Source organism: Clostridium sp. AM22-11AC (genome assembly GCF_003473545.1).
Taxonomy (GTDB): Bacteria; Bacillota; Clostridia; order Lachnospirales; family Lachnospiraceae; genus Enterocloster.
Window position 1 is genome coordinate 250653 of the sequence record NZ_QUCM01000005.1, and the last position, 12188, is coordinate 262840.

Annotated in this window: 10 protein-coding genes; all 10 read left to right on the forward strand. The window is 45.6% G+C overall.

The genetic code is table 11. The annotated features are described in order from the left end of the window. Nucleotides 1–107: 107 nt before the first annotated feature. The 10 genes from DW251_RS07680 (at nt 108) to DW251_RS07725 (ending at nt 12125) form a co-directional block, all read left to right on the forward strand. Nucleotides 108–1538, forward strand: coding sequence for a sensor histidine kinase (locus DW251_RS07680; RefSeq protein ID WP_243034900.1), 1431 nt, complete (start codon nt 108–110; stop codon nt 1536–1538). Between the two features lie 61 nt (nt 1539–1599). Beyond that, nucleotides 1600–2427, forward strand: coding sequence for a response regulator (locus tag DW251_RS07685; protein WP_118300634.1), 828 nt, complete (start codon nt 1600–1602; stop codon nt 2425–2427). A 264-nt stretch (nt 2428–2691) separates the two neighbouring features. Beyond that, a complete protein-coding gene (locus tag DW251_RS07690) occupies nt 2692–3702 on the forward strand; it encodes a TRAP transporter substrate-binding protein (protein ID WP_347474631.1) in 1011 nt (336 codons plus the stop codon). A gap of 1 nt (nt 3703) precedes the next feature. Continuing rightward, on the forward strand, nt 3704–4207 hold the full coding sequence (locus DW251_RS07695) for a TRAP transporter small permease (protein WP_118300636.1): 504 nt from the start codon (nt 3704–3706) through the stop codon (nt 4205–4207). Further along, nucleotides 4204–5514, forward strand: coding sequence for a TRAP transporter large permease (locus tag DW251_RS07700; protein ID WP_118300637.1), 1311 nt, complete (start codon nt 4204–4206; stop codon nt 5512–5514). The genes DW251_RS07695 and DW251_RS07700 overlap by 4 nt, the downstream gene beginning before the upstream one ends. A gap of 181 nt (nt 5515–5695) precedes the next feature. Then, the gene (locus DW251_RS07705; RefSeq protein WP_118300638.1) at nt 5696–5881 is read left to right on the forward strand and encodes a hypothetical protein; all 186 of its coding nucleotides are present in this window, start codon (nt 5696–5698) and stop codon (nt 5879–5881) included. An 11-nt stretch (nt 5882–5892) separates the two neighbouring features. Continuing rightward, complete coding sequence (locus DW251_RS07710; protein ID WP_118300639.1) at nt 5893–7980, forward strand: sigma 54-interacting transcriptional regulator; 2088 nt, start codon at nt 5893–5895, stop codon at nt 7978–7980. A 176-nt stretch (nt 7981–8156) separates the two neighbouring features. Beyond that, a complete protein-coding gene (locus DW251_RS07715; protein WP_118300640.1) occupies nt 8157–9326 on the forward strand; it encodes a PatB family C-S lyase in 1170 nt (389 codons plus the stop codon). 32 nt (nt 9327–9358) lie between these two features. Beyond that, on the forward strand, nt 9359–10900 hold the full coding sequence (locus DW251_RS07720) for an AbgT family transporter (RefSeq protein ID WP_118300641.1): 1542 nt from the start codon (nt 9359–9361) through the stop codon (nt 10898–10900). A 40-nt stretch (nt 10901–10940) separates the two neighbouring features. Next, a complete protein-coding gene (locus tag DW251_RS07725; protein WP_118300642.1) occupies nt 10941–12125 on the forward strand; it encodes a Xaa-Pro peptidase family protein in 1185 nt (394 codons plus the stop codon). Nucleotides 12126–12188 lie beyond the last annotated feature (63 nt).

Here is a 12188-nt window from a genome sequence, read left to right on the forward strand (position 1 = left end):
CAGAGAGGATCATATGCCGGGGTATTTTTTTACACAATCCTATCTTTAAAAATTGAGAGAATTAATATAAAATAAGAAAAGGAATGTGTGAAAGAAGGAGAAAAGGAATGAAAAAATGGTTCTGTCTGCCGCTGCAGGAAAAACTGAAATATCTTACCTTTTCAGTTGGTGCAGTCGTATTCCTTTCCATTGCCGCCAATATGCTGGTGGCTTTTTTCGGACTGGGAGGATTTGGAAATATTTTAAAGAGCAATTCCAGAAGTCTTGCCTTCTGGACAGCTATGGACGAAGAAAGCGCAGCGTTTGACCGGTTTATCCAGGAGCAGACAAAAGAAACCAGACAGGAATGGGAAAAAAGTGCTAAACATACAGAACTGATGCTGGAAGAATTACCTTATAAATATAAAGAGATCGGAAAAGAACGGTATGCAAGAACTTGGACCCTGCATAACCTTTATGAAAATTATGACAGATTTCGCAGGGAACTGATGGAAAAGGAAACCATTGGGGAAGCGGATATGCAGGAGGTGTACAGGCTGCGCCGGATCCAGGGATATCTGGCAGGACAGGCGGGGCAGTTAGAACAGCTGACTGTAAGAAACGGAAGCAGCCAGTATGAAAAACAGCGGTATATGCTGGTGGTAATACCGGTATGCAGTCTGATCTGCGGGATGGCGGCTTTCTGGATGGTGCGGCAGATGAACCGGACGGCCAGCCGCTATATTGTAAAGCCGATTGTGGAACTGGCAGCTGATTCAGTGCGCATTGGGGATAATGATTTTACAGGGCCGGATGTAGTGGCAGAGGGAGAAGATGAGATCAGCCGTCTGGTACAGGAATTCTGCCGTATGAAAGCGTCTACCAGGGAAAATATCCGAAACATGGAAGAAAAACATGCCATGGAGCAGAAGTTAAATGATATGCGTCTTCAGATGTTAAAAAGCCAGATCAATCCCCATTTCTTATTTAATACCTTAAATATGATCGCAAGTACGGCACAGATCGAAGATGCAGTGGCTACGGAAAAGATGATCACTGCTTTAAGCCGTCTGTTCCGGTACAACTTAAAATCAGCAGGTACGGTAATGCCTTTAGAGCGGGAACTGAAGATCATCCAGGACTATATGTATCTGCAGAAAATGCGCTTTGGCCAGAGAGTACGGTATGATACGGACTGTGCACCGGAAACGTTAGATGTGTTAGTTCCCTCCTTTGTTTTGCAGCCTTTGGTGGAAAACTCCATTAAACACGGCCTTTCCAAGGAGAGCAAGGGAGGCAGGATCTTTATAAGGACCTGGATGAGAGGAGAACGTTTGTGGATCTCTGTGTCAGATACGGGTGTTGGTATGGAAGAAGAACGTTTACAACAGATCCGTGCTGCGTTAAATGACGGTACAGAAAATGAGATCGGCATTGGTATGGGAAATATTTACCGCCGGGTCCATGGTCTGTATGAAGATGGGGAAATGTTTATTTACAGTAAAAAAGGGTGCGGAACAGCCGTACAACTGGCTTTTACACCAAAAGATATCGTGTGAACTGCGAAAGTGCAGGGCACATGCATTGGGTATCAGAGAGAAAGACGGGAGGAAAAAGTTTATGTATCGCGTGCTTTTAGCAGATGATGAACAGATCGAGCGTATGGCTCTTGCCAGACGTTTGATGAGGCGCTTTGGAGATATTTTACAGATCAGTGAAGCTACCAACGGAAAAGAGGCAGTGCAGCTGTATGAAAAAGAGCACAGCCAGATCATTATCATGGATATTTCTATGCCGGAATTAAATGGTGTAGAAGCGGCAGAGAAGATCCGCAGCATGGATGAAGACTGTATCATCGTGTTTTTAACTGCCTATGATGAATTTTCTTATGCAAAACGTGCCATAGTAATACGGGCCCTGGACTATCTTTTAAAGCCCTGTGATGAAGAAGAACTGACAGCTGTTATGGAAGAGGCCATGCGGTTGACGGATAAGGCAGTTGAAAATAAGAAAAATTCTTCCGGCAACGGGGAAGAAAAGACAGAGGCAGAAAAGGAAGCGGAAAAAAGGAAAGAGCAATGGCCCTGGAACCCGGATGCAGAGCCGCCGAAAGACCCGGAAACAGAACGGGTGAACCAGGTAGCTGAGAAGATACGCACCTATATCCGGGAAAATTATATGAACGAGATCTCCATGCAGGATGCGGCCAGACAGTTTAATTACTCAGATGCCTATTTCTGTAAGTTGTTTAAGCAGTGCTTTGATCAAAATTTTACTACTTATCTTACGAATTTCCGCATCAATGAGGCGAAACGACTGTTAAAAGACAGAAATATCAGTGTGAAAGATGCAGGCATGAAGGTGGGATATTATGACTCCAACTATTTTGCCAAAGTCTTTAAGCGTGTGACAGGCATGATCCCGTCTGAATACAGGGAAGCTAATTGATACAAGGCAAATAGAAAACTAATATAAAACTAATACAAAACAGGACAAAGTTGTCATTGTACGTATTTTTGGACAAGATTTTCCACCTCAATGACAAGTATTTACGGTACAAAGGAAGACCCTCAGGTTATATAATGGGGAAGGTGTTAATGAAGTGTTAATAAATTAACTCCTTCCTTAAAAACCTGGGGGATTTGTGTTTTTCAGGAAGGAAAAAATATCACGTAGTGTATAAAGAAAGGAAAAATGATGGTGAGGAAATTAGTGAAAAAACTGTCAGCCTGTGTGCTGGCTGCAGCCGTTGTAGCAGGTCTTAGCGGCTGCGGTTCTGTAACTTCCGGAAAGCGTATTGTCCGTATTTCTCATGCCCAGTCAGAAACACACCCGGAGCATCTGGGACTTCTGGCATTTAAGGAGTATGTTGAGGAACGCTTAGGAGATAAGTATGAAGTTCAGATCTTCCCTAACGAACTTCTTGGTTCAGCACAGAAAGCGATCGAACTGACTCAGACCGGTGCGATCGACTTCGTAGTAGCAGGTACTGCAAATCTGGAGACTTTTGCAAGTGTTTACGAGATCTTCAGTATGCCATATTTGTTTGACTCTGAGGACGTTTACAAGTCCGTTATGCAGGATACCGATTACATGGAAAAGATCTATGAGTCTACAGACGAAGCAGGCTTCCGTGTAGTTACCTGGTATAATGCAGGAACCAGAAACTTCTATGGCAAGAAGCCGATCAACACTCCAGATGACTTAAAGGGTATGAAGATCCGTGTACAGCAGAGCCCGGCCAGTGTTGCCATGGTAAATGCATTTGGCGCAGCTGCAGCTCCTATGAGCTTTGGTGAGGTTTATACTGCCATCCAGCAGGGCGTTATTGACGGTGCTGAGAACAATGAGCTGGCACTGACCAACAATAAGCACGGTGAAGTAGCTAAGTATTATTCCTATAATAAACATCAGATGGTACCGGATATGCTGGTTGCCAACTTAAAATTCTTAAACGGCTTAAGCCCGGAAGAATATCAGGTATTTAAAGAGGCTGCTGCTGTTTCCACTGAAGTTGAGATGGCTGAGTGGGACAAGAGCATTGAAGAGGCAAAGGACATTGCCATTAATCAGATGGGCGTTCAGTTCATTGATGTAGATGTAAACGCATTTAAGCAGAAAGTGCTTCCTCTTCACGAGAAGATGTTACAGGAAAATCCGAAGATCGTGGATTTCTACAACCACATCCAGGAAGCAAACGAAAAAGCAAAGGGAGGACAGTAGAATGGAAACAATGCTGAAAATCAAAGCAGGGATCATGCGCGTTCTTAGTATCGTTATCATTTTCCTGTTTGCCTTTATGACCGTTATTGGTACTTACCAGATCGTGACCCGTTATTTCTTCAATAAGCCAAGTACTGTATCTGAGGAACTTTTAACATACAGCTTTACATGGATGGCTCTTCTTGCTTCTGCTTATGTGTTTGGAAAGAGAGACCACATGAGAATGGGCTTTTTAGCAGATAAGCTTACCGGTCCTGTAAGAAAAGTATTAGAGCTTTGCATTGACGCTTTAACCTTTGCTCTGGCAGCTGTTGTGCTGGTATATGGCGGTATTTCCATTACTAAGCTGACCATGATTCAGACTACCGCTTCTCTGCGCGTTCCTATGGGATATATTTACGTGATCGTACCGGTTACTGGTGTTCTGATCATGATCTTCAGTGTTATGAATGCGATCCAGGTTTCCAAGAAGAACTTTGATGAGAAGGGGGAAGTTAGATTATGAGTAGTATAGCAGTTACCTGTGGCCTTATTATCCTGGTGCTCCTTGTGATCATGCTTCTTGCAGGAGTTCCTATTGCAGTTGCTCTGGCAGTTTCCTCCATTGCAGCTATTCTCCCTGTTTTAAATACAGGCGCAGCCGTATTGACAGGCGCACAGAGAATTTTCTCCGGTATTTCCGTATTCAGCTTACTGGCAATTCCTTTCTTTATTCTTGCTGGTAACCTGATGAACAAGGGCGGTATTGCCATCCGTCTGATCAACTTCGCTAAACTGTTTACAGGAAGGATCCCTGGAGCTTTAGCACATACAAACGCAGTAGCAAACATGCTGTTTGGCGCGATCTCCGGTTCTGGTACAGCAGCAGCTTCCGCTATGGGTTCTATTATCGGACCTATTGAGGAAGAAGAAGGCTATGACCGTGATTTCTCCGCAGCAGCAAACATTGCAACTGCTCCTACAGGACTTCTGATCCCGCCAAGCAACGTTATGATCACTTATTCTCTGGTCAGCGGCGGTACATCTGTAGCAGCATTGTTCATGGCTGGTTATATTCCTGGTATCCTCTGGGGACTTGCCTGCATGATCGTTATCTATATCTTCGCTAAGAAGAAAGGTTACGCAAGCACAAAGAGATTTACAAACAGTGAAAAGATCAAAGTATTTTTCCAGGCGATCCCATGTCTGTTAATGATCATCATTGTAATCGGCGGTATTATTTCCGGTATCTTTACTGCAACAGAGGGAAGCGTTGTAGCCGTTGTATACAGCCTGATCCTTTCCCTGTTCTTCTACCGCTCCATTAAGGTTTCTGAGCTGCCAAAGATCTTCCTTGACAGTGCGGAAATGACTGGTATCATCATCTTCCTGATCGGTGTTTCCAGTATCATGAGCTGGGTAATGGCATTTACTGAGATCCCGAAGGCAGTTTCTACTGCTATGTTAAGCATCAGTGACAACCGTTATGTGATCCTTTTCATTATTAACATTCTGCTTCTGATCATCGGTACATTCATGGATATGACACCGGCGTGTCTGATCTTTACCCCGATCTTCCTGCCGATCTGCCAGCAGCTTGGAATGAATACCGTTCACTTTGGTATCATGATGATCTTCAATCTGTGTATAGGTACCATTACACCTCCTGTAGGAACTACCCTGTTTGTAGGTGTTAAGGTTGGCCAGACCAAGATTGAAAATGTTATTAAACAGCTGTTGGTTTACTTTGCAGCGATCTTTATCGTACTGCTGTTAGTAACCTATGTTCCGATCCTGTCCATGTGGCTGCCGGGATTACTTGGATATGTTTAAATAGAAATCAGGTCAACACAAAATCTCACATAGTGTTATAGAATATGACTTTCAGAGTTGAATAGTAAATATGGTGCTAAGCCAAGGATTAAAACCTATGGCTTAGCATTTTTTTATTTCTCCATCACTCAGAAAATAGGACATCAGTGACAGGTTGCAAAGTGATGCGAAGTTTTTTATAATGGTGTCAGTATATAAGACCGCCTGTGGAAATGGTCAGGAAATGGTTATTTTCGTCACCGGATTAAAACGGATTTTGGCCAGTGCAGCATTTTTAAACCAGTTTGAGTGTGGGCGGTATTATCAGTATAACAAGGGGCTGCTGTTTGAAGAGCAGGAGGCGCAGATGAAGGGAGCGCTGAGGTAGGAGGAAAATGTATGAAGAAGAGTATTTCGGTTGTGACGCTGATTCCGGGAGCCAGTCAGTGCTATGCCGGGCAGATAAGGGAACTGTTTGGCGATCTGGTGGAGGTTTATTCCTACAGTACAAGTGACCGCTCGGTGGAAAAGATAACAAGAACGGATTTATATCTGGTTTCTACGGATGCTTTTAAGATAGCGGAGGAGGAGAGCCAGTATGTGCCGGCAGACGGGCAGGTAGTGGAAATATATGTAGGATATTCCAAGGATGTGATTCGCAGACTGAAGGAAATTCCGGCAGGAACTAGGGCGCTGTTTGTTAATGTTACGCACCAGATGGCCAGAGAGGCCATTACCCAGTTGGAGCAGTCAGGTGTGAATCAGCTTCAATTCATTCCCTATGGGCCCGATGTATTTACGATGGAGCCGACTTTTTGGGATGATATGGTGCCGGAGAATGTAACGCTGGCGGTAACGCCGGCGGAGATGGATTTTGTTCCTGCAGGGATGGAGCAGGTGATCAATATCGGTTACCGTCTCTGTACTGCAAACACCATGATCGAGACTGCTTTGCGACTGGGATTAGAGAGTGTAATGGAAGAAAAAAAATTCCAGAATTATATTCACTCCATGGCTTCCGGAAATTACAGCTTTGAGCAGATGTTCCAGCGCTCCAGAAATCTGGAGAGTCAGTTGGATCTTCTTCTGGAAATTCTGGACGAGGGCGTGATCGGCGTTAATGAAAAAGGAAAAATTTTTGCCTGTAATCAGAAAGCCAGGGTTATTACAGGTATGAAGATCAGGATGCTTTTGGGGCGGCCGGCGGAACAGATTTTTCCATATATTCCTTTTGAAAAATGTATCCGTGAACAGACGCAGGTTCTGGAGCGCCTGATCCGTATTAATGCGGCAAATATCAATATGACAGTGGTTCCGGTTATGCGGGGCGGCCGATGTATCGGCGCGTTTTCCACCCTTCAGCCATTAAGCGAGCTGGAAAAAAAGCAAAATGAGCTGCGAAGTCAGCTGCGGGCCAAGGGCTACCGGGCGAAGTATAATTTTGAGGATGTAGTCGGAAAATCCCAGGTTATTGAGAAAACCAAAACGATCTTAAAGAGCATGGCCCAGACGGAATCTCCCATACTTTTGATCGGAGAGACAGGAACCGGAAAGGAAATTTTCGCTCACGCAGTTCATCTGGCCTCCAGCCGCAGAGATGGCCCTTTTGTGGCCATCAATGTAGCCGCCATGCCGGAAAATCTTTTGGAAAGCGAGCTTTTTGGCTATGAGGAAGGTGCTTTTACCGGGGCAAAAAAAGGAGGCCGTCCCGGCCTTTTTGAGTTTGCCCATGAGGGAACTCTGTTTCTGGATGAGGTCGAGGGAATGAGCATGGCCATGCAGGTAAAGCTTCTGCGTGTTTTGCAGGAGCGGGAAATCATGCGTGTAGGCGGAAATCAGATCATTAATGTGAACGTGCGTATTGTGGCGGCCACAAATGAGAGCCTGGAGGAGCGGGTGGAGAACGGAAGCTTCCGCAGGGATCTGTATTACCGGCTGAACACACTTCCGGTCCTCATACCGCCGCTGCGGGAACGGGAGGGGGACATACAGCTGCTTTTGGAGCATTTCCGCAGATGCATAGGCGGAGAATTTTCACTGTCTACTGAGGTGAGACAGCTCCTGTTTCGTTATTCCTGGCCCGGAAATATCCGGGAGCTTCAGAATGTGGTAGAGTATCTGTGTTTTACAGGAGAAAAGGTGATCAAGCGTGAGGATTTGCCGGTAACCTTTCTGCGTCTGGCGGGACAGGAAAAACCGGCAGTACGGAACCGGGACTTAGCAAAAAATGATTCCCGGTACAGTCCGTCTTTCTGGTTTGTGCTGGGACTGCTTTATAAGGCGGAAAAAGAGGGGTATCCTGCCGGCAGGGAGATGATACTGGAGACGGCAAGACAGCAGAATGTTGCACTGTCACAGAAGAAAATACGGGATATTCTGGCATTGATGGCGCAAAAGGGTTTTGCCACCGTGAGCCGGGGAAGAGGCGGCAGCCGCATCACAGAAACTGGTCAAAAAATGTGGGAAAATAACCAAATAACCAAATGACCAATTAAAACATGCGTTTTGGAAGCGAAAGCAAAAAGAAATGGGGAAAATGCGTGCTTTTCAGAATTGGCATGAATCTTGCTATATAAATAAGCAGCGGCCCGAAAGAAAACGGGCGGTAAAATAAAAGAGGAATGTCGCAGAGCACTGCAGGGCTCCGGCAGGAAAGGAGAGAATTGAAATACAATTTTGACGAGGTCATTGACCGGAGCAAAAACCGCTCCGCCAAATATGACGAGAGAGAAAAGAAGTTTGGAAGAAAAGATGTGATCCCGCTGTGGATCGCAGACATGGACTTTAAGACGGCGCAGCCCATTATTGATGCCGTAAAGGCAAAAGCAGAGGAAGGAATCTGGGGTTACACCTCCAGACCGGCTTCTTATTATGAGGCAGTCTGCGGTTGGCAGAAACGCCGCAATGGCTGGGAGATTGACAAGTCTAAAATCAGTTTCAGCCTTGGCGTAGTACCTACATTATCTTCTATAGTGGAGGTTTTTACAGAGCCAGGAGATAAGGTGCTGATCCAGACACCGGTTTACTCCGAGTTTTATGATGTGACAGAGGGCTGGGGCAGAGAAGTAGTTGAAAGCCCGCTGGTTGAGACGGATGGGAACTGGAGTGTTGATTTTGAAGATTTTGAGGAAAAAGCAAAACAGGCGAAAATATTTTTCCTGTGCAGTCCTCACAATCCTCTTGGAATTGTATGGGAGAGAGAGCAGCTTACCAGATTATGCGAGATCTGCATTAAAAATCATGTGCTGATCGTATCAGATGAGATTCATTCCGATTTGATTTTTCATGGAAAGAAGCATATTCCGACGGCAACGCTGTCACCGGAAATCGCAGCCAACGTGATCAGCTGTATTTCCGGAACCAAAACCTTCAACATGGCGGGCCTGCAGGCGTCAGCGGTTATCTTCCCTAATACGGAGTTGAAGGCGAAGTATGACAGGTTCTGGATGAATCTGGATATTCACCGCAACAATGCTGTTAGTTCCGTTGCGATGGAGACAGCGTTTAATGAAGGAGAGGAATGGCTGGAGCAGCTTCTGGTATATATTTCCGGCAACTTTGATTTTATCAAGGATTACTGTGAGAAATACATTCCTCAGATCCATCCCAATGTTCCGGACGCTACCTATCTGGTGTGGCTGGATTGCCGGGAGCTGGGAATGAGCAATGAAGAGCTGAGCCGTTTTATGGTAGAGAAGGCTGGCTTGGGATTAAGCGATGGATACACATTCGGAAGAAGTCTTTCCGGTTATATGCGTCTTAATGCGGCATGTCCCAGAAGTGTTTTAAAACAGGCTTTAGAGCAGCTTCGTGCTGCTGTGGAAGCGTTATAGGGAAGCGAAGTAAGTATAATGGAGGGAAAAAAATGGCAAAAGAAAAGAAGAAAGGCTTTGTGCTGCGGGCACTGGACACTGTGGAGCATGTGGGAAATGCTCTGCCCAACCCTGCAACGATTTTCCTGATTTTGACGGGAGTTGTAATCGTACTGTCCGCAATCTGTGCGGCTTGTGGCGTATCGGTTACATATGATTTCCTGGACAACTCAAAGGGAGAAATCACCCAGAAAACCGTTGCTGCAGTCAGCCTTCTGGCACCTGACAGCATCCGTCACATGGTAACAACCGTAGTTGGAAACTTTACCGGATTCTTCGCACTTGGAACTGTATTCACCATCATGATCGGTGTAGGCGTAGCGGACGGAACCGGATTTATGTCTGCATTGCTGCGGAAGGTGGCTGCTTCCACCCCAAAGGCATTTGTGACATCTGTTGTGGTATTCTTAGGAATTATGTCCAACATCGCATCTTCTACCGGATATGTAGTTCTGGTGCCATTGGGCGCAGTTTTATTTATGGCATTCGGCCGTCATCCGATCGCAGGCCTTGCAGCAGCCTTTGCAGGTGTATCCGGCGGATGGAGTGCAAACCTTTTAATCGGAACCAATGACCCTATGTTTGCTGGTATGTCCACACAGGCAGCTCAGATGATCGACCCAAGCTACAATGTGCTTCCTGTATGTAACTGGTATTTCATGATAGCATCTACCTTCCTGATCACCATTATCGGAACCTTTGTTACAGATAAAATCATTGAGCCACGTCTGACTCCTTATGTACCGGATGCTTCTGAGCAGGTTCAGGATATCGGTGAGAATGAGAAGCGCGGTATGCGCTGGGCGGGAATTACGGCGCTGGTTTATATAGCAATTATGGCAATATTAGTTGTACCGCAGAACGGACTTTTAAGAAATCCGGAAACACACGCATTTTTAAGCTCCCCGTTCATGAGCGGAATCATTTTCTTCATGATGCTGCTGTTCCTGCTTCCGGGCCTTGCTTATGGTATCGGCGCTGGCGTTATCAAGAATGACAAAGATGTAGTGGAACTGATGAACAAGACCATCAGCGGTCTTTCCAGCTTTATGGTTCTGATCTTCTTCGCAGCTCAGTTTACTGCATGCTTTAACTATTCAAACCTGGGAACCATCATTTCCGTTGCAGGCGCCGATTTCTTAAAGTCTGTTGGCTTTACAGGACTGCCGTTGATCATCTGCTTTATTGTACTGACCGCATTTATCAATATCTTTATTGCAGTTGACTCTGCAAAATGGGCTATTATGGCACCGATTTTCGTTCCAATGTTCATGCGTCTGGGCTATTCTCCGGAACTTACCCAGGTTGCTTACCGTATCGGTGATTCCAGTACCAACATCATTGCTCCGCTGATGCCATTCTTTGTATTGACTGTAGCATTCTTCCAGAAGTATGACAAGAAGGCAGGAATCGGAAGTGTTATTTCTACCATGCTTCCTTACTCACTGGCATTTTTGATCGGCTGGATCATCATGTTCTGCGTATGGTATGTACTGGGACTTCCGTTAGGACCTGGTTCACCGATGTTCTATTAATGAATAACTGACTGATGGTTGAAGGAGAAGGGAAAAACAAATGAGACCAAAGGAATATAGAATTAAGGAACTGCTTCGCGAAAAAGGATTGGATGGAGCGATCGTATCCTCTCCGGAGAATTTTCATTATGTAACAGGATTCGGCGGCCATCAGCATACCGTATCCAGACAGCCAGGATTTACCCTGGCTGTCATGCGGGCTGATGACAAGGTGCCCACCCATCTGACAACGATGGACTTTGAGGCTGCCACATTCCGTATTAAGGCTGCGGGACTGAATTTTGTGGTAGATCCTTATGATACCTGGGTTGGCTTAAAGACCTGGGATGAGATCGCACACGGAGCGGTTGTGCCGGATAAGACAGCTATGGAAAGCTCCATGGATAAGCTGGTTCAGTTTATGAAGGCCTGCGATCTGGCGAACAAAAAGGTTGGCGTAGAGCTGGATTACCTTCCAGTTCCTTACTATAAGAGCCTGACTGAAAAGTTCCCGGAAGCGGAATTTGTGGATATTTCTGATTTATTTGTCTATGCCCGCAGTGTAAAACAGCCGGACGAGATTGAAATGTTCCGTAACCTGTGCCGCATTGCAGACCATGGTTTTACAGAGGTAAGCAAAATTGCGAAAATCGGTGTGTCTGAGCGTGAATTGGCTCAGTGCTTCCGGGAAGATGTAATAAAGTCCGGATTCTGTGCTCCAAGCTCCTGGTCTATGTTCTCCACAGGCCCATCCAGCGCAAGGCTGACACTGCCGGGAGACGGAGTTGTAAAAGACGGGGATGTGGTGAAATTTGATGCAGGTGTCAATGCGGAATTTGATTTCTATACCACAGATACCTCCAGAGCATGGATAATCGGAAACGGCGACCCGGCATTGTTAAAATTAAAGGATCGTCTTTACGAAGGACAGCGCAGAATGATTGCGGCGGCAAAACCAGGCCTTCCTATCAATGAATTGTATCACACTGCATATGATTATGTAAAAGAGATGTTCCCCTGCTATCGGAGAGGTCATCAGGGACACTCCATCAGTATGGGACCGGCGACAGCTGAGGCGCCTTACATCAATGCTTCCGAGACAAGACCTCTGGAGGCAGGAATGATACTGGCAATGGAAGTACCTTGCTACATTGATGGTGTAAATGGTTTCAACATTGAGGATATGGTGCTGATTACAGAGGATGGTTGTGAAGTGCTGACACCAAACACACCTCATTATCTGTAAAACAGACCGGTTAAGTCCAGCGGTGTGATGTCAAGAAAATAAATGATTTAAAAATCATACATT